Source organism: Marinitoga okinawensis (genome assembly GCF_055387075.1).
The window spans coordinates 1,419,889-1,439,963 of the sequence record NZ_AP042422.1 but is presented as its reverse complement, the minus strand read 5'-3'; the positions used below and the strand labels follow the sequence as shown (position 1 = coordinate 1,439,963).

The 20,075-nt window shown below is 26.8% G+C and carries 14 protein-coding genes; 4 read left to right on the top strand and 10 right to left on the bottom strand.

Annotation, left to right across the window (positions count from 1 at the left end; genetic code table 11):
- Position 1: 1 nt before the first annotated feature.
- From ACZ5CK_RS07150 to aspS, 9 genes are all read right to left on the bottom strand, one after another.
- Positions 2-3,703: a polysaccharide biosynthesis/export family protein gene (locus ACZ5CK_RS07150; protein ID WP_464581134.1), complete on the bottom strand. Its 3,702-nt coding sequence runs from the start codon at positions 3,701-3,703 to the stop codon at positions 2-4.
- 12 nt (positions 3,704-3,715) lie between these two features.
- Entirely contained in the window at positions 3,716-4,174 is a 459-nt protein-coding gene (locus ACZ5CK_RS07145) for a tetratricopeptide repeat protein (protein ID WP_464581133.1), read from the bottom strand.
- Positions 4,164-5,834, bottom strand: a complete 1,671-nt coding sequence (locus ACZ5CK_RS07140) for a hypothetical protein (RefSeq protein ID WP_464581132.1) — start codon at positions 5,832-5,834, stop codon at positions 4,164-4,166. The genes ACZ5CK_RS07145 and ACZ5CK_RS07140 overlap by 11 nt, the downstream gene beginning before the upstream one ends.
- A gap of 74 nt (positions 5,835-5,908) precedes the next feature.
- Positions 5,909-6,511, bottom strand: a complete 603-nt coding sequence (plsY, locus tag ACZ5CK_RS07135; RefSeq protein WP_464581131.1) for a glycerol-3-phosphate 1-O-acyltransferase PlsY — start codon at positions 6,509-6,511, stop codon at positions 5,909-5,911.
- 13 nt (positions 6,512-6,524) lie between these two features.
- The gene (gene der / locus ACZ5CK_RS07130; RefSeq protein WP_464581129.1) at positions 6,525-7,853 is read right to left on the bottom strand and encodes a ribosome biogenesis GTPase Der; all 1,329 of its coding nucleotides are present in this window, start codon (positions 7,851-7,853) and stop codon (positions 6,525-6,527) included.
- A gap of 13 nt (positions 7,854-7,866) precedes the next feature.
- Positions 7,867-9,423, bottom strand: a complete 1,557-nt coding sequence (locus ACZ5CK_RS07125) for a S1 RNA-binding domain-containing protein (RefSeq protein WP_464581128.1) — start codon at positions 9,421-9,423, stop codon at positions 7,867-7,869.
- Positions 9,423-10,265, bottom strand: coding sequence for a 4-hydroxy-3-methylbut-2-enyl diphosphate reductase (ispH, locus tag ACZ5CK_RS07120; RefSeq protein ID WP_464581127.1), 843 nt, complete (start codon positions 10,263-10,265; stop codon positions 9,423-9,425). Before ispH ends, ACZ5CK_RS07125 begins: the two co-directional genes overlap by 1 nt.
- A gap of 5 nt (positions 10,266-10,270) precedes the next feature.
- Positions 10,271-10,936, bottom strand: coding sequence for a (d)CMP kinase (gene cmk / locus ACZ5CK_RS07115; RefSeq protein ID WP_464581126.1), 666 nt, complete (start codon positions 10,934-10,936; stop codon positions 10,271-10,273).
- Positions 10,937-10,947: 11 nt separating this feature from the next.
- Positions 10,948-12,708: an aspartate--tRNA ligase gene (gene aspS / locus ACZ5CK_RS07110; RefSeq protein ID WP_464581125.1), complete on the bottom strand. Its 1,761-nt coding sequence runs from the start codon at positions 12,706-12,708 to the stop codon at positions 10,948-10,950.
- 214 nt (positions 12,709-12,922) lie between these two features.
- Between aspS and ACZ5CK_RS07105 the strand changes: the two genes are divergently transcribed.
- The 3 genes from ACZ5CK_RS07105 (at position 12,923) to ACZ5CK_RS07095 (ending at position 16,196) form a co-directional block, all read left to right on the top strand.
- The gene (locus ACZ5CK_RS07105; RefSeq protein WP_464581124.1) at positions 12,923-14,266 is read left to right on the top strand and encodes an S-layer homology domain-containing protein; all 1,344 of its coding nucleotides are present in this window, start codon (positions 12,923-12,925) and stop codon (positions 14,264-14,266) included.
- Positions 14,267-14,345: 79 nt separating this feature from the next.
- Positions 14,346-14,546: a hypothetical protein gene (locus ACZ5CK_RS07100; RefSeq protein ID WP_464581123.1), complete on the top strand. Its 201-nt coding sequence runs from the start codon at positions 14,346-14,348 to the stop codon at positions 14,544-14,546.
- Positions 14,547-15,020: 474 nt separating this feature from the next.
- A complete protein-coding gene (locus ACZ5CK_RS07095) occupies positions 15,021-16,196 on the top strand; it encodes a transglycosylase SLT domain-containing protein (protein WP_464581122.1) in 1,176 nt (391 codons plus the stop codon).
- Positions 16,197-16,244: 48 nt separating this feature from the next.
- Here the strand turns inward: ACZ5CK_RS07095 and dnaK are convergent, their stop codons facing one another.
- The gene (dnaK, locus tag ACZ5CK_RS07090) at positions 16,245-18,065 is read right to left on the bottom strand and encodes a molecular chaperone DnaK (RefSeq protein ID WP_464581121.1); all 1,821 of its coding nucleotides are present in this window, start codon (positions 18,063-18,065) and stop codon (positions 16,245-16,247) included.
- Positions 18,066-18,357: 292 nt separating this feature from the next.
- Between dnaK and argS the strand changes: the two genes are divergently transcribed.
- Entirely contained in the window at positions 18,358-20,067 is a 1,710-nt protein-coding gene (gene argS, locus ACZ5CK_RS07085) for an arginine--tRNA ligase (protein ID WP_464581120.1), read from the top strand.
- Positions 20,068-20,075: the final 8 nt, after the last annotated feature.

Here is a 20,075-nt window from a genome sequence, read left to right as displayed (position 1 = left end):
ATCATTTTCCACTAATTATATTATTAATGTTATTATAAGTAGTATATCCATTATTAAAGAAACTCATGAAATTGCTTACAGTGCTCATAACATTTACAACGTTAGTTAAAACATTCTTTGGAACATAAATTATATTTCCAGGTTCTAACAATTTATTCATATTTTCTGGAACATTACCTCCATTATAGAAATCCTTTAAATTTAAAACAATAGGTGGTTGATTTGGACCGTCAGTAAATAAGAAAACATTTGATAATTCAGCAGTTTGAGCATTAACCCCAGCTTTGAATAAAGCTTCCATAACGTTTAATCCTTTTGTATATGGTAAAAGACCTGGATGCAAAACTTCACCAAAAATGTAAACATATTGATTATGTGTTGAAGGAACATAAACAACACTACCTGGCTCAATTAATACTGTATTTAATTCTTTAACTTTATCTAAATCTATATTCTCTATATTTCCATTTGGTTTGTAAATATCAATATATTTTTGGGTTCTCCAATCTATAGATAATTGTCCTAAAATTTCAGTTAATGGAACAGCTATTTCTGTTTTTATACTTCTTGGTGTAGTGCTTCCTAATACAGTGATATAATTTAGATTTACATCTAATACAAAGTTTACATAAGATCCTTGAGGTATTTTTGCTAAAGGATTATTTATTACATCTAATGAATTATATTCAGCAATTTTTTTATCATTATTATAAACCATAATTGTTCCTTCATTTGAAGGAGAAAACCCTCCAACAGAACTAAATACATCTATTAAAGTAACATAATCATTAATTTTTGGAGTAATAACCTTGATTTGACCATTCTTATAAATTAAAACATTATCATTTTTCACTTTTCTTACGTTAATATAAACTTCTCCTGAAATTGGTATTTTACTTAAAAAACTCTCAGCATTTGAACCCTTAATATTTTCTATAGAATCGCCATTTTTTAATTCAATTACGTATTTATCTGAAGGTATAAATCCAGCTCTTAATAATATATTCCATACTGAATCATTTAATTTAGCAGTATAAGATCCATTTACAACACCTTCACCAAAAATATAAACAATTCTTTTTGAAGTTTTAGCTAAAATCATGGATCCAGGTTCTATTAAATCATTATATATCTTATTTTCTTCTATTGTAATAGTTTTTGTTTTATCATTATTCATTATTAAAATTTCACCACTAAATTCGGAATTAAATCCTCTTGCTTTAGAAATAATTGCAGAAAGAGTTATCGGTTCATTTATATCGAAATCTAATCTTCCAGTGTAATTAAAAGCACCAGAAGTATATATATAATTTTTCTTTATATTTATTTTTATAATAGAGCCTGGTTTTAGAGTATCATCGTATTCAAAACTTTGTATTTTATCTTCAGAAATTCCTAATTTAGCAAGTATTGTTTTTTTATCAATTGATTCTGTTTTATTAAAGTATAGAGTTTTTGAAACATCTCCAACAACATAAACGAATTTTTCAACAGGAATAATATCGATATACATATTATTTTTCAAAGGGATATTTTTATCAGCAATAAAAGTTTCTTTAGAATCAGGATCAAAAATTTTAATTTGAGATAAATCCTTATCAATACCCAATTTACCAACTAAAGTATCTAAATCGAAGTTTTCAGTTTTGGAGAATAAAACCTTACCCTTATTAGCAACATAAACGAATTTTTCAACAGGAATAATATCGATATACATATTATTTTTCAAAGGGATATTTTTATCAGCAATAAAAGTTTCTTTAGAATCAGGATCAAAAATTTTAATTTGAGATAAATCCTTATCAATACCCAATTTACCAACTAAAGTATCTAAATCGAAGTTTTCAGTTTTGGAGAATAAAACCTTACCCTTATTAGCAACATAAACGAATTTTTCAACAGGAATAATATCGATATACATATTGTTTTTCAAAGGAATATTTTTATCAGCAATAAAAGTTTCTTTAGAATCAGGATCAAAAATTTTAATTTGAGATAAATCCTTATCAATACCCAATTTACCAACTAAAGTATCTAAATCGAAGTTTTCAGTTTTGGAGAATAAAACCTTACCCTTATTAGCAACATAAACGAATTTTTCAACAGGAATAATATCGATATACATATTATTTTTCAAAGGGATATTTTTATCAGCAATAAAAGTTTCTTTAGAATCAGGATCAAAAATTTTAATTTGAGATAAATCCTTATCAATACCTAATTTACCAACTAAAGTATCTAAATCGAAGTTTTCAGTTTTAGAGAATAAAACTTTACCTTTATTAGCGACATAAACAAATTTTTCAACAGGAATAATATCGATATACATATTGTTTTTCAAAGGAATATTTTTATCAGCAATAAAAGTTTCTTTAGAATCAGGATCAAAAATTTTAATTTGAGATAAATCCTTATCAATACCTAATTTACCAACTAAAGTATCTAAATCGAAGTTTTCAGTTTTGGAGAATAAAACCTTACCCTTATTAGCAACATAAACGAATTTTTCAATAGGAGTGAATTTAACGATCATTCCTTTAACAAAGGAAATATTTTCAGTAGCTTCAGTAGTTACACCATTTTGAGGGTTGAATACTTCAATATTATAATCGTTTTTATCTACACCCATTTTTCCTAGCAATGTGTTTAGATCGAATGATTCTTTTACATCAAATAAAATTTTTCCGCCTCCGATATTTGAGCTAACATATACATAATTTTCAATAGTTTCAAATTCTACAATTTCTCCAATTTTTAATTCAGAATTTTCTTTAATGTTTTCTAATTTTCCTTTTTCTTTATCATATACAGTATAACTAACATATTTAGGATCTACTCCTAATTTGGCCATTAAAGTTTTTAAAGTAAATGGTTCATCTTTTTCAAATAAAATTTTTCCACCTTTATTTAAACCAAAAACATAAACATATTTTTCTAATTTATTAAATATAACGGTATCCCCTTTTTGGAGAAGGATATTTTTATTTTCTTTTAAATCATCGAATGAAAAAGAAAGAATTTTATCATTTCTTAATACTATTATGGAGCTTTCAAAATTTTGAGGGTTAATATTTGAATTTGAAACAATGTCTTTTAGAGTTATTCCATCAAAATATTGAATTGTTTTTATTCCAAAATCAGTATAGATGTTAATATTAGTATTAAATTCGAAAGGGATAACGATAGTTGAATTTTCTGGTATAATAGGATCTTTTTCTAACAATAAACCTTTAAAAAGATTTGTTATATCATATTTTTCTTCTTTGCCATCAGGATATTTTATGATTGCATAAGTGCTTTTCCACGCTTCTGCAAATCCACCACTCAAAGAAATTATTTTAGTTAAACTTAATTCTGGTTTTGGTAATTGTATTATGCCAGATTTTTTTACATTACCAATGACCTGTACTTCAAAGGGGGCATAATTAACTATTCCTAATGTAACATTTGGAGATTTTATATATGTGCTTATTTTTTCTTTTATTTCTTTTTCAAGAGATTCTAAACTTTTTCCTAAAGCTTGTAATCTACCTATTGGAGGAACTGTTATTTGTCCATCAGGGCCGACTACAATCTTTTGATTCGAATATTCTGGATACCCAAAAACCCATAATCCCAAAACATCACCCGTTCTAATTGTGTAATTAGCAAAAATAGAAACACTTAATAAAAAAACCAAAAAGATAGATGCTTTAATCTTCACAACTAAGACCTCCTAATGTATATTTTTTGAATTAATTATTTTTTCAATTAAATTTATTTCCTGACTTGAAAACCCACTCATCTTTAAAGTATTTAATAACTGTTTTGCAAGTTTGATTTTGTTTAATTTCATAGCTGCTTTTAATTTTATCATATTCATATCTATAAAAAATTTTTCAGTTGTATCAATTTTTAAACATTCTTCATACATTTCTGCATCAAAAAGAGCTTTTAAATAATAGTATAATGTTTCATCGCTTTTAAAGCCAAGTTCTATAGCTTTTTTAAAATTTTCTATTGCAGAAATGAATTCGCTTTTTATTAAATAGGAAACGCCCAAATTATGATATATTAAAGGGTTGTTTGAATCTTCGTTTAAGGCCAAAAGATAATTCTTAATAGCTAGTTCTATATTGTTTAAGCTTAAATATTTATTACCTATTTTTAAATAATAATTACTTTTATTCTGCAATTCCAACACCTTCCGAATAGTAATACATAGTATCACTAATAGTTTTATTTCGCATTTGTAAATATACACTTACTGGTCTAATCCCAGGAGCTATTGGAGGAAATATTTTATAAGAAACTTGTTGAATTATTTTTTTATTTGCTTTTATATAAGAATTAAATATATTCAAATCATTTCTAGGAATTATCCTTCCTCCAGTTAAATGAACTAAATTTAATACATTATTGTTTATAGGATAATCTGTGACTATGTATAAAGCAGTGTTTGTAAAAATAAATGGAATTATATTTTTTATTGTTATATATTTATCAAAATTAGAATTATTTTCATCATTAAGTATTACAATAGAATCATTTTTTAATAAGGGAAGCATATCCAAAAATAAATGTTCCATATTATCAAAATAATAAATGTTAGCCTTTTCTAATATTTTATTGTAATTAAAAGCATATCTACCTTCAGAATCAGTTATATATATTTTTTTATCTACAAAATCAATCAAGTTGTTTCCAGGAAATATAGTGCTTATTTTAGCAGTAATAGTCATTTTTGGAACATCAAATTTAATACCATATAAAAATACAAAATATGGCATTATATCACTTTCGAAATCAATATTATCTAATATTAGTTTATAATTTAAATAATTAAATTTCATCAATACTCCATTATTATAATTTAATAAGTATGGAAAATCAAACAACTTGCTAAATTTGTTATTTTGGAAGATATAGGTTCCATCATTCATAAAAGAAATAAGTATTATATTATATGGAAGAGTTACAATATCCAAGGGTAAATGTTTATTAGTGAATTTTGTTGATTTAATTATTTTATTATTTAAAGTTGAAAATGTTAATAACTGTTTATTTTTTACATCTAATAAATTTATATTGTTTTCAAAAAGACTAGCAGCAGTAATCATATAATTTTCATTTAAAATTATATTTGATAAAAATTTTCCATTATAGTCAAGTACCTGTAATGAATTTTTTTTGGAGTTATATGTCCAAAATCTTCCAACTTTATCAATTCCAATCAATAAAAGGTTTTCGGTGGCATTGATTTTTTCAAATTGGAAACTTTTTTGTTTTGAAAAATCTTTTATTAGATATAATCCCAAATTTCCAGAAATATAAAAATAATCAGTTCTATTATCATAATACATGCTTAAAGGAATAAATTTTTTATCTATAAAATTATCTAATTTTATCCAGTTTTCATAGCTATTATCTAAGTTGGTATAATATATAAGATCATTTTGAATATCAAGTAAATACACATAAGAATTAATTACTACAAAATTATTAGCAACATAATATTTCTCGTTGCTATTTATAACATTATTTATTTTTCCAATTTCTTTTATTTTAATTTTTGGAATAATATCTTTTCCGATGTTCCCTAAAGAATTAATAAATTTTAGCAAGGAAATAGCTTCCTGATTAGATGGAGAAAAGAAAAGTATATTGTTAAGATCCTCTTTCGCCTTTTCAATATTTCCTAATAAAAGATCAAGTTTAGCAGCGTAATACCAAAAATAAGGGACATCTTTTAAATATATTTGATTAGACATAGCTTCCTCTAATTTTAATCGAGCTTCATATTTTTTACCAGAATAATAATCATTAAGGCTCTCTGAAAAAATTTTTCGAGCCATTTTTTCGCTTTCTGTTAAATTTTGAGAAAAAATGATAGAACTCATTAATAAAAAAATAAATAATATTTTTTTCATCATTTTTTTAAAGATTTTTTAAATATTTCTACAACATCTGTTCTTCTTTCTGTACCATTTAAAAGCCTTTCTATATTTTCTTTATGTTTATATATGCTTATTAATGCAAAAATAACGTTTAGTAGTCCTAATGATGGAGAATAAATGAAACTAATAATTCCTATTATTGACAGCGTTGTAATTGAGGCTAATGAAACATATTTAGTAGTTAAAGTTAAAGGCAACCACAATAAGTAAAAAATCAAAGCTAATGTAGGATTTAAAGCAAAATAGGTTCCTACAGTTGAAGCTACACCTTTTCCACCTTTAAATTTTAGCCATAATGGAAAAATATGTCCTATAACAGAAAAAAATGCAACAAAATAAGCAATATTTGTACCACTGAACTTTACTGCTAAATATGTTGGAATAAAAGATTTTAATAAATCTAAAATCATGCTTAAAACACCGTACAAAGCACCTGCTGTCCTTAAAACATTTGTTCCGCCAACATTACCACTACCAACTTTTGTAATATCAATTCCTTTAAATTTTGCAATAATATAGCTAAAAGGGATGGAACCGCATAAATATCCAAAGAGTATCCATAAAAAAACAGACAATTTTATCACCTCATTATTTATTTCTGCTTTTAAATTTGATAAATACAGGGGATCCAATAAAAGGATCTATATATCTTCTAATCATATTTTGAATAGCTCTTTGATAGGATTTTGGGATTTGTTGTGGCATATTACTAAAAAATGTAAATATTGGTGGTTTTATATCAACCTGTGTTCCGTAATAAATTTTAATTCTTTTTCCTTTTCTGATAGGTGGTGGTGAAACCATCATAAATCTTTCTAATGCAGCGTTTAATGCGCTTGTAGGAATTCGCCTTGTGTAAGATTTATAGGCAGTATCTATTGCGTCCATCAGTTTTTCAATACCCCAATGTTTGGTAGCAGAAGTAAATACAACAGGGCTATAACTAACAAAATATAATTCTTTTTCAAACAAGTTTAGATACTCTTCAATTCTTTTATCATGAAATTTTACCAAATCCCATTTATTAAAAGCTATAACAGTGGCTTTTCCTCTATTTTCTGCTGTGCCAATTACCTTTTTGTCCTGCTGGGTAATTCCTTCTACTGCGTCTATAAGTAAAACTACAACGTCAGAATTTTCTATAGCTCTAATAGTTCTTACGGTACTATACATTTCAACACTACCATATTCAGTTTTTGATTTTCGCTTTAAACCAGCAGTATCAACAAAAAGATATTTTTGCCCATTAATTTCAATTAATTCATCAATCGTATCTCTTGTAGTTCCCGGAACATCGGAAACAATTGCCCTATTAATACCAGTAATAGCATTAAATAAGGAAGATTTACCAGCATTAGTTCTTCCAATAAGTGAAACTTTAATAATATTATTTTCATTTTCTTCTTCAATTGGATGTTCAGGTATTTTTTCAAAAATTTCATCAATTAATTCATCTAAATTTTTATTGTGTTCAGCAGAAATTGGTATAGGTTCTCCTAAACCCAGTTTGTATAGTTCTGGTAAAACATCCATTTCAAATTTATCAAAAGATTCTACTTTGTTAGCTACAAGAACAACCTTGTTTTTCACTTTTCTAAGAACATTAGCTAAATAATAGTCTTCAGCGGTTAATCCATTTCTTCCATCAGTTATAAATAAGATTAAATCAGAATCATTTAAAGACTCCATAACTTTATTCTTTGCAACTTCTTCTAATTCACTAGTAGGTTTTTCAAAAATTCCACAAGTGTCAACTAAGGTGAAGGCACGCCCATCGTAGCGTGCCTCACTAAATATTTGATCTCTAGTTACACCTGGATAATCCATTACTATAGCTTTTTTTTCTTTAATCAACCTATTAAATAGCGTTGATTTTCCTACGTTTGGTTTTCCTATTATTAGTACAACGGGTTTCATTATTTCACCTCAATTATTTTATTAAACTAACAATCATACTTCCTTTTTGTTCTTCGTTTTCAAATTCTATAGATAATATTTCTCCTTCTACAGTACTACCTATTTCTATTTTATCTTCAATATTTTCGTTTTCTTGTAAATCTATTTTAGATTTAGGGATAAATGCTTCAACTTCATATTCATCAACTAAGATAACAGCACCTTTACCAACGTATTTTAAAACTTTTCCAGTAATTTTATCTCCTTTTTTTAATTCGCTAGAAACTTTTTTCCAAGGATTATCTTTTGTTTGTTTAACGCTCAATTTGATTTTTCTATTTTCTTTATCAATATGTAATACTTTAACCTTTACTTTATCTCCTTCTTTAAATAAATCTTCCACATTATCCACAAAATTCCAGGATAATTCAGAAACATGGGAAAATCCAGTTAAATCATTATCTAATTTTACAATAATTCCATTTGGTAAAAGTTTTTCGACTTCACCATCAACAATATCTCCTTCTTTTAATGAATTATCAATATTTTCCCATGGATCACCAATAACTTGTTTATAACTTAAAGATATCTTTTTTTTATCTTTATCTATATCTAAGACTTTTACCTTAACAATATCTCCCACTTTTACAACATTTTCTATTTTACCTTTTCCGGTCCAGAATATTTCAGATTCATGTACAAGACCTTCTATACCTTCATCTAACTTAATAGCAAAACCAAATGGGAATATTTCTATAACTTCACCTTTTACAACTTCACCCACTGGAAATTTTTTATCAATTTCCTCCCATGGATCATTTTTTAATCTTTTAACAGATATAGATACCTTTTTATTTTCTTTATCAAGTTTAATAATAACCCCTTTTATTTTATCGCCAATAGAATAGAATTTTCCATGATCGAATTTTTTATCCCATGATAATTCGCTTTTTGGAGCTAAAGCAGTTATATATGGGTTTAAACTCACGAATAATCCAAATTCTTTTATACCAGTTACGATTCCTTCGACTATCATGTTTAAATGGTGATTATTAAAAAATTCTTCAACGAATTTATCAACTAAGCCTTTTCTGGAAACAACTATATTAATTCTTTTTCTTCTTTTTTCATTTTTAAGTACTAGAAAATCCATTTCCTCTTTTGGATAATCATCTCTTGGACTTAACATTGATAATGAACCAGGAAGAAATGCATTAATAACATTTTCAAGTTCAACAATGTACCCTTTTTCAACTTTTTCAACGATTTTACCTTTTACAATTTTTCCTTCAACTATCTCATCAATAATCATATCTCTTTTAGCGGCTTTTTCAGAGCCAAAAGCTTGTCCTTCAGCTTCATTTATCTTTAGTAATTTAACGCTAATAACATCACCTAATTTATAATTTTTAATATTAGATAATAAATAATCTTTTCCAACATAAACATCAAAAGGTTTTCCCTCAGCAGAAACAAAAAGACCATCAGGACTAATAGATATAATTTCACCCTTGATGATATCCCCCTTCTTTATTTGAAATTCTGTTTCCTCACTTAAAAGTTTTTCAAATTCGTTTTTATCCTCAACCATCAAAAACCCCTCCTTAAAAATTCGATAACTTCATTTATAGATTTATTTGGTGTAGAAGTACCTGTTAAGATACCTATTTTTTCATATTTCGATAATTCATAACTCTTCAATTCATTAACCGAGTCTATATGAATAGAATTTTTATTATATTTTTTAGATATTTCATATAATTTTCTTGTGTTAGAACTATGTTTTCCTCCTATTATTATAACAAATTCTGACCAAATTGCAATATCTTTTGCCTCTGTTTCTCTGATTTTTGTTTCATAACAAATTGTATCTTTTATCGCGATTTCATTGTATTCAGATATTTTAGTTAATTCAGAAGCAAAATCTTTAAAATTATGATAATCCATAGTTGTTTGACTAATAACACATATTTTATTGTGTTTAAAGGTTTTTGGATCTTTTAGTATTTCTATTTTGTTTTCGTCTATATTACCTTTTAAACCAATCATTTCGGCATGTTCTTTTTTTCCATAGGCAATTATAAAATATCCTTTTTTTTGCATTTCATGTGCATATTTAAAAACATTTTCAACTATTGGACAGGTTAAATCTATTACTTCTTTAAATCTTTTTTTTAATAAATCTTTTTCTTTTTTTGGTATTCCATGTGCTCTAATAATTCCAATTGATTCATTTGAATCAATTGGTAATTCATTTAAAGAATAAAAAAAACCAACACCTTTATTCATTAATTCATTTTTAACTTCATTATTATGAACCAAATCTCCATATATGTATACTTTTTCGTTATTATTTACTAATTCTAAAGCTTTTTCATAAGCTCTTTCAACACCATAACAAAATCCAACTTTTGATGCTAATCTAATTTCCATTATATTCACTCCATATTCATTTTAGAAACAATAATATTTTTTATTTCATTTACAACAGTTTTAATATCTTTTCCAGTTGTATCAACAATAATTGCATCATCAGCAGGTTTTAAAGGTGCAATTTTTCTTGTGGAATCAGCTTTATCCCTTTTTTCGATATCTTTTAAAATATCTTCAAATTTCACATTTTCTCCTTTTTCTATGAGTTCTTTATAGCGCCTTTCAGCTCTTTCTTTTATGGATGCAGTTAAAAATATTTTTATTTCAGCATCAGGTAATACAACTGTTCCTATATCTCTGCCATCAATAACGACACCATTGTTTTTAGCGATTTTTCTTAATATATTATTTACTTTTTCTCTTACATGAGGATTTTTAGCAACTATTGAAGCTGCTTTTCCTATTTCTGGAGTTCTAATTTGAAAATCCAACTTTTCATCAAAAAGATAGTAATCTCCATCAATTATTTTTATATCAAAAGATTTCAACGCATTTATTATATCATTTTCATTATGTAAATCAAAACCATGTTTTTTTAAATAATATCCAAAAGCTCTATATAAAGCTCCACTATCTAAATAATACAAATTAAAAATTTTTGCAATTTCTTTTGCAATAGTACTTTTACCTGATCCAGCAGGACCATCTATAGCTACTTTAAATTTGTTCATACTTCTCCTCCTTAAAGGTCAACATTGATCTTTAATTCTTTTAATTGTCTTTCTGAAACAGGTGAAGGTGCTTCTGTCATAGGATCTGAACCACTTGCTGTTTTTGGGAATGCAATAACTTCTTTAATGGAATCTTCTCCAGCCATTATAGCAATTAATCTGTCAAATCCTATAGCTGCTCCACCGTGAGGAGGAGGACCATATTTGAAAGCTTCAATTAAAAATCCAAATTTTTCATTTATTTCTTTTTCACTTAAACCAATTAATTCAAATATTTTGTTTTGTAAATCTTTTCTGTGAACCCTTATACTACCACTAGCCATTTCATAACCATTAATAACCAAATCATAACATTGAGCTCTTATTTTTAATGGGTCAGAATCGGCATATTTTTCAAATTCGTCTAATTTTGGCATAGTAAATGGATGGTGTTCAGCTACTAATCTATTTTCCTCTTCATCCCAAGCGAACATTGGAAAGTCTATAACCCATAATACATCAAAACCATCTTTTTTAGGCATTTCTTCTTTTATTAATTTATTTCTAATGTGACCTAATATTTTATTAATGTTATCTTTTTCACCGACTAAAATAAATGTAATATCATTATCTTTTATAACATTATTTTCTACTAACTTTTGTAATTCTGGTTCAGCAATTTTTTTAATAGAAGATTTAATATTGCCTTTTTCATTTTTTACCCAAATTAATCCTCCAGCACCAACGGATTTTGCAAATTCTGTGTATTCATCGATTCTTTTTCTTGAAAATTTATCAGCTTTATTTTCTAAAATAATACCTCTAACTTTTTCCCCTTTTTCAATAGCACTTTTAATAAATGTTGCACCAGTATTTTTAAATACATCTGTAAAATCTTGAATTTCCAAACCATATCTTGTATCCGGTTTATCAGAACCATATTTATCCATAACTTCATCATAGGTATATCTTCTTAAAGGAAGTTCTAAATCATAATTAACTAATTCTTTGAATAATTTTTTTAATAATCCTTCTGTTAATTCCAAAATATCATCCATTTCAACAAATGACATTTCAAAATCTATTTGAGAAAACTCTGGTTGTCTATCTGCTCTAAAATCCTCATCTCTAAAACATCTTGCAATTTGGAAATATCTGTCGAATCCAGAGACCATTAATAATTGTTTAAATAATTGTGGTGATTGAGGTAAAGCATAAAAATTACCAGGTTTTAATCTTGAGGGAACTAAGAAATCTCTTGCACCTTCAGGGGTGCTTTTTGTTAGATAAGGTGTTTCTATCTCCATAAAATCATTTTCTGAAAAATATTGTCTTGTTATTTGCAATGCTTTATGCCTTAATAATAAATTGTTCTTCATTTTGTCTTTTCTTAAATCAAGATATCTATATTTTAATCTTAAATTTTCTGAAACATCATCGTCTTTATTAACATAAATTGGTGGAGTTTCAGATTCTGATAAAATTTCTAAATCTTCCACAAATAACTCAATTTCTCCTGTTTTCATATTCTTATTAATAGCATCATCAGGTCTTTTTCTAACAACACCTTTAATGGCAATAACGTATTCATTTCCTATATTTTTTGCTATTTCATATATTTCAGTATTTTCTGGATCTACAACAAATTGAACTTTTCCATATCTATCTCTTAATAATCCAAACTTAATTCCACCTAAATCTCTGATTCTTTCAACCCAACCGTTTAATATAACAGTTTCTCCAATATTCTCAATTCCTAGTTCTCCACATTTATGTGACCTCTTTAATCTCATTGAAACACCTCCAGTATATTTTGAGTATTTTAAGGAATTTGATATAATAACATAGAAAATAAAATTAGTGATTATAGTATTTCTAATAATTTTATTAAAGTATATCATAAAAATATGTCTAAAAATACTAATTTATTTTACCATTTTTTTTGAATTTTGTGGTAAAATAAGAGAGAGAGTTATAAATAATAAAAATTTTTTTGGAGGTGTTAGGATGAAAAAGCTTTTAATCATCATGATGGTATTAGCTTTAGCAGCGTTTTCTTTTGCGGCTACAACGTATAAAGATGTTCCTGTAAATCATTGGGCATATGATTCAATTGAGAGATTATCTTCTTTAGGAATAATTGAAGGTTTTCCAGATGGAACATATCAAGGATTATCGCAAGTAAATAGATACCAACTAACTGTAGCATTAGATAGAGCATTAAAATATGTAGAACAACAATTATTTGCAACATTAGCAGAAAAAGTAGTATCTCTTGATAAACAAGTTCAAGAAATTTCAAAACAATCACAAGGATTATCAAAAGATGAAGTAAATTCAATGATTAAAAATGCAATGGCAAATATTGATACCACAGCATTAGATAGTAAAATCAATGAATTAGAAAAATCAGTAAATGAATTAAAAAGTGCATATGATGTAATTAGTTTCTTGAGCTCAAAACTTGACTCTTTAGATAAAAGAGTAACTCAATTAGAAACAACAAACACTTATGAAGAAAGAATATCAAATTTAGAAAAATCTATTAATGAATTAAAATCATTATCAGTAGATTTATCAACACTTAAAAAAGATGTTGCTACAAATAAAGCAGCTATAGAATCAATAGGTGTTATAGCAAATAAAGTTGCGGATTTAGAAACAAAAGTGAATGCAATTGATTTAGATTCAGTAAAAGCAGAAATTGCTTCTTTTGAATCAAAATTATCATCTAAAGCAGATATAGAATCAGTTAATACAGCTATAGACACTAAAGTATCAGAATATTTAAAGGGTTATGCAAAATTGTCAGATTTAGAAAGTTTAAATATTGACACTTTAGTAAACAGGATTTCTTCAGTTGAAACAGAATTGAACGCATTAAAATCAGGTGTTTCTGCGAATGGTTCAAAGATTGATGAATTAAGTGCAAATTTAGAAACTTTAAAAACAACTGTAAATGCTAATTCAGAAGAATTAAGTGCCTTAGAATTAAAATTTGATGGATATGTAACAAAAGACACATTAAAAGAATATCCAACATTTGCAGATTTAAAACAATATGCAACATTAGGTGATTTAAATTCAACATTAAAAAATTATGCTTTAAAGACAGATCTAAGTAAGTATGCAGTTGCAGCCGAAGTTGAATCCAAACTTGGAAACTATGTAACGAAATCTGATTTAGAAGCACAATTACAAAATTATGCAACATCAGATTCTGTTGTAGATACAGCTAGAATTGATAAAATTGAAAAAACTGCAAATCAAGCAAATATTCTAAGTTGGTTGGGTATAGCAGCAGGTATTGCTGGCGTTGCAATATACTTTATAAACCCAGCAAATCATTAAACGTAAAAATTACGGTGGCTTTATGCCGCCGTTTTTTTATGATATAATATAATTGATATTTAAATGAGGTGGTGAGTTTATGAAAAAAGATTTTAGCTGGAAAGAAAAGTTTAATGAATATAAAAATAATGAGGAAATGAAAGAAGAATTAAATAAATTTAGAGCTGGCTATTATAGAAGGAATGATGATTGCACAGAATGTTTGCAATGCATTGGAACAGTAGCGGTTGCTGATACATGTTGCGAATGTGCAGGAGGAGATCTCTGCCCGTGTATTTGATAAAAAATAAAATTGTTCAAACCAGTTTATATTTAGTAATTGCATTTTTGTTATATATTATTTCGAAATTTTTTCATATTGCGCCGAATATAATACCTTTATCATTACCAATTTTTATCCCGCTGTTGAATAATCTTTATTATTCTATTACATTTACAGTGGGATTTTTCTTTTTAAATTTATTTGTTGGATTACATATGCAAGTTTTACCATTAATTCTATTATTCTTTTTACCATTAATTTCCTTTGTTTATTTTAAAAAATACATATATCCCATAATTGTGTCTATAATTTCAATATCTATTTATATATATTTTTTTCAATTTTTAATCCCTTCTTTTTTGATGAGAAATAAAATATTATATACATTATCTATTTTATTTTATCTAATTGGAATCCATATATATAATATTATAATTATTGAATTATCTGTAAGAATAAAAAGGTATTTAAATAAATATTTGGAGGGGTAATATGAAAAAAATTCTATTATTCTTTTTTCTGGGGGTATCTATATTATTATATTCTGATAATGATCCGTTTTTAATGCCAGATATTAATACTGATATAAATACAGATATCGGTATGAATGATATATTTGATTCGGATTTATTTTCTGAAGAATTTAATAAATATTTTGAAGAAATGAATCAAGAATGGAATGAACATTTGCAATATATGGATGAAGAATGGAGAAAATTATATGAAGAAAGTCAAAAAGAGTGGGATAAATATTATGAAGAATATGCTAAACAAGAAACAGAATTTATGAAAAAATTTGAAAAAATATGGGGAGAAACATTTGAGTATACACCTGATAAATGGTATGATTTTTCCGATGATTTAAATTCATTTAGTATAGTCACTTTTAAAGGAGATGAGAAAAATAAAAATGGGTATATAGAAGTTAAAGTTATAACTGATAAAAATGTAACTAAACAAGAAATTGAAAAGAAAATAAAAAAACAGGCAGAAAAAACTATTAATAAAAAGGATGAATATACAAAAAAACCTATTTTAGATAATCTTGTTGAGAAAAAAGAGATAGAGAAACCTAAAATAGTAAAAGAAAAAGAAGTAAATAACAAAGTTGTATATACAGCAAAAATTCCTATTAAAAATAATCCATTTTTAGAAAGAGCTAAAGGATATATTCCTTTGATTACAGAGATGAAAAGTAAATATGGTATTCCAAAACCATTTATATTGGCTATTATTCAAAAAGAATCATCGTTCTTACCAAAAGCAAGATCAAAAAGTGGAGCGTTAGGGTTGATGCAATTAATTCCACGTTATGCGGCTACAGAAGCTTATATATACCTTTACAAAAGAAAGCCGAATCCCAGATCATTAGTATATGAATTATATAATCCAGAAAAAAATATTTTATATGGAACAACATATATATATTTATTACACAATAAGTATTTTAAATTTGAAAAGGATTATTCAAAAAGAAAGTATATGGTTATTGCCAGTTATAATATGGGACCTGTTGCAATTTCTAAAAGAGTAAGAGGATTAAATCTTGATAATATGAATTTATCTTCATTGTATAAATATCTATTAAATAACACTAGAAAAGAAACATCTGATTACTTAAAAAAAGTTTTACAGTATGAAAAAGAATGGAATAAAATTTATCCTTAATTTAATTACAAAAGCTCCGGATTGAACCGGAGCTTTTGCATTGTTTAATTATTGCTGATTTGGATTTTGTGTATCTTCTGGATTTTGTCCAGGATTTGCGTTTGCGTCAGCTGTTTGTTGAGCTTGTTGATAAATGTATTGTCCTAATTTCATTGATTCATTCTTTAAATCTTCCATAACGATTTTTAATTTTGCAATATCATTGTTATTTATAGCGTCTCTTACATCACTAATTAATGATTCTAATCTTGTTTTTTGATCTTCTGGAACTTTATCCTTATTTTCATTAATTAATTTTTCAACTTGATATGCTAAATCATCAGCTTGGTTTTTAAGCTCGATTTCTTCTCTCTTTCTCTTATCTTGTTCTTCGTATTCTTGAGCTTCTCTAATCATTCTTTCGATATCTTCTGAAGATAATTTGTTTCTTCCTGTAACAACCATTGATTGTTGTTTTCCAGTACCTAAATCTTTAGCTGAAACGTTAACAATACCATTAGCATCTATATCAAATGAAACTTCTATTTGTGGAACTCCTCTTGGTGCTGGTGGAATACCTGTTAATTTAAAGCTTCCTAAGAAGAAATTATCTCTTGCAAGAGGTCTTTCTCCCTGGAATACTCCGATTTCAACTTCAGTTTGGAAATCTCCAGCTGTTGTAAATACTTTACTCTTTCTAATAGGAATTTTACTATTTTTTGGAATAATAACTTCCATTAATCCACCTTTTACTTCAACACCTAATGATAATGGGGTAACGTCTACTAATACTAAATCTTGTTCAGTGTTACCTGTCATAATAGCAGCTTGTACAGCAGCACCTACTGCAACAGCTTCATCAGGGTTAACGCCTTTACTTGGGTCTTTGTGGAATATTGATTTTACTAATTCTTGAACAGCTGGGATTCTTGTAGAACCACCAACTAACAATACATCATCAACTTCATCAGCTGATAAACCTGCATCTTTTAAAGCTGTTTCGATTGGACCTCTTGTTGATTCGATTAAATCTCTTACTAATTCTTCGAATTTCTTTCTTGTTAATGTTTTTTGTAAATGTACAGGTTGTCCGTTTACCACTGTGATAAATGGTAAATTAATTTCTGTCTCTAATTTTGTTGATAATTCAATTTTTGCACTTTCAGCAGCTTCTTTTAATCTTTGCATTGCTTGTCTATCGTTAGATATGTCTGCATTATGTTCTTTCTTGAATTCTTCTACTAACCAGTCAATTATTCTTTGGTCGAAATCATCACCACCAAGATGGTTATTACCTGATGTTGATACAACTTCAATAACCCCTTCTCCAACATCAAGGATAGAAACGTCAAATGTACCTCCACCTAAATCATATACAACGATTTTTTTATCTTCGTGAACTTTGTTTAAACCAAATGCTATTGATGCAGCTGTAGGTTCGTTTATAATTCTTAACACTTCTAAACCTGCAATTTCTCCAGCTTCTTTTGTTGCTTGCCTTTGAGCATCATTAAAATATGCTGGAACTGTGATAACAGCTTTTTTAATTTTTCCGCCCAAATATGCTTCAGCATCTCTTACTAATTTTTGTAAAACAAAAGCACTAATTTGTTGTGGGGTAAAACTTTTATTATCTATTGACACTTTATAATCCGAACCCATTTTTCTTTTAATTGATCTGATTGTTCTATCAGGGTGTAAAACAACTTGTCTTTTTGCAGGTTCTCCAACAATTACGCTACCATCTTTTGAAAAATGTACAATTGAAGGAGTTGTTCTTTTTCCTTCAGCATTAGGTATAACTTCAACGTTTCCATCTGGTTTCATCCATGCAATAGCTGAGTTGGTTGTACCTAAGTCAATACCAACTACATATTCTTTTTCAGCCATATTATCTACCTCCTTAATTTAAACTTTTGATTTCCGTATATATTATACTCCAAAAATCGCAAAAATGTTCAATCGAAAAAAATTTTTAACAAATTAATATAATATACTAATAATAATAGTTATATTATAATATAATATAATTTTTACTAAAACTTATAGCAATCTTAACTATAGATTGCTATAAAAATAATAAAAAAATTCAATTTACCCATTATAATAATTTATTATTTTTTTAACAAAATCTATGTTATAATTGTAGTAATAGAAAATGAGAATGAAAGGGGAGTGTATTATGAAGCTTATAGAAAAAATGTTAGAAGATTTATTGGAAGAATCAGTGAAAAAGATATATCCTGATGTTGAAATAAAAAATCCAGTTGTTCAAAGAACATCTAATGAAAATTTTGGTGATTTTCAAACTAATTTTGCTATGATAAATGCTAAAAATCTAAAAAAATCACCAAGAATAATTGCACAAGAAATAATAGATAATATTCCTGAAAACGAAGTTATAGAAAAAGTTGATATTGCTGGTCCTGGTTTTATCAACATTTATATAAAAGATGAATTTCTTACTAATTATCTACCAAAAATAGAAAAAGAAAATCCAGACTTTTCATTTATAGAAGATAAAGGAACAGTGGTAATAGATTATTCTTCGCCTAATATAGCTAAACCTATGCATATTGGTCATTTAAGAAGTACAGTAATTGGGGATTCAATAAAGAGAATATATAAATATTTAGGATATAATGTTATAGGTGATAATCATTTAGGAGATTGGGGAACACAATTTGGAAAATTAATTGTTGCTTATAGACTATGGTTAGATAAAGAAAATTATGAAAAAGATCCAATAGGAGAAATGGAAAGAATATATGTAAAATTTGAAAGAGAATCAGAAAAAAATCCTGATTTATTAGAAGAAGCAAGACAAGAATTAAAAAAATTACAGGATGGAGATCCAGAAAACAGAAAACTCTGGCAGGAATTTATTGATTTGTCTTTAAAAGAATATAATAAAATATATAAAAGAATGGATATAGAATTTGATACATATTATGGTGAATCACATTATCATAATATTATGCCTGAAATAGTAAAAATGTTATTAGATAAAGGAATTGCAACATATAGCGAAGGTGCGGTTGTAGTATTTTTTGATGAAAAGGAAAATCTTCCACCAGCCATAATACAAAAGAAAGATGGGGCATTTTTATATGCAACATCGGATTTAGCTTGTATAAAATTTAGAAGAGAAACATACCATCCAAATAGAATATTATATGTAACGGATGAAAGACAACAAACACATTTTAAACAAGTGTTTAATATTGCAAGAAAGCTTGGTTGGGATGATAATTATCAACACATTTGGTTTGGCTTGATGAGATTTGCAGATGGAGTATTTTCAACAAGAAAAGGTAATGTTATAAAGTTAGAAGAATTGTTAAATAAATCAGTAGAAAAAGCAAAAACAATTATCGAAGAGAAAAACCCTAATTTAACGGAAGAAGAAAAAAATGAAATTGCTGAAGTAATTGGTATAGGTGCAGTTAAATATGCAGATTTAAGTCAAAATAGAATTAGTCATATAATTTTTGATTGGGACAAAATGTTGGCATTTGATGGAAATACTGCTCCATATTTATTATATACTTATGCAAGGATACAATCATTAAAGAGAAAAGCGAAAGATAATGGATATACATTTGAAAATGCAGAATTAATAATAAATGAAAAATTAGAGAGAAAACTTGGATTATTATTAACTCAATTACCAATAGTTGTTATGAGAGCTGCAGATGATTATAAGCCTAATTTAATAGCTGATTATTTATTTGAATTAGCTCAAACATACAATTCATTCTATAATAGTTTACCAGTACTAAAAGAAAAAGAAAAAATATTAAAATCAAGATTATTCTTATCACATTTAGCAGGTGAAGTTCTAAGAAAAGGATTAGATTTATTAGGAATTAAAGTTGTAGACAAAATGTAAGGAGTGAA

Bases quoted from the DNA above. Each gene is read 5' to 3' on its own strand.
- ACZ5CK_RS07140 (WP_464581132.1), bottom strand. From the start codon at position 5,834: ATGGCTCGAAAAATTTTTTCAGAGAGCCTTAATGATTATTATTCTGGT.
- der (WP_464581129.1), bottom strand. From the start codon at position 7,853: ATGAAACCCGTTGTACTAATAATAGGAAAACCAAACGTAGGAAAATCA.
- ACZ5CK_RS07125 (WP_464581128.1), bottom strand. From the start codon at position 9,423: ATGGTTGAGGATAAAAACGAATTTGAAAAACTTTTAAGTGAGGAAACA.
- ispH (WP_464581127.1), bottom strand. From the start codon at position 10,265: ATGGAAATTAGATTAGCATCAAAAGTTGGATTTTGTTATGGTGTTGAA.
- cmk (WP_464581126.1), bottom strand. From the start codon at position 10,936: ATGAACAAATTTAAAGTAGCTATAGATGGTCCTGCTGGATCAGGTAAA.
- aspS (WP_464581125.1), bottom strand. From the start codon at position 12,708: ATGAGATTAAAGAGGTCACATAAATGTGGAGAACTAGGAATTGAGAAT.
- ACZ5CK_RS07105 (WP_464581124.1), top strand. From the start codon at position 12,923: ATGAAAAAGCTTTTAATCATCATGATGGTATTAGCTTTAGCAGCGTTT.
- ACZ5CK_RS07100 (WP_464581123.1), top strand. From the start codon at position 14,346: ATGAAAAAAGATTTTAGCTGGAAAGAAAAGTTTAATGAATATAAAAAT.
- ACZ5CK_RS07095 (WP_464581122.1), top strand. From the start codon at position 15,021: ATGAAAAAAATTCTATTATTCTTTTTTCTGGGGGTATCTATATTATTA.
- dnaK (WP_464581121.1), bottom strand. From the start codon at position 18,065: ATGGCTGAAAAAGAATATGTAGTTGGTATTGACTTAGGTACAACCAAC.
- argS (WP_464581120.1), top strand. From the start codon at position 18,358: ATGAAGCTTATAGAAAAAATGTTAGAAGATTTATTGGAAGAATCAGTG.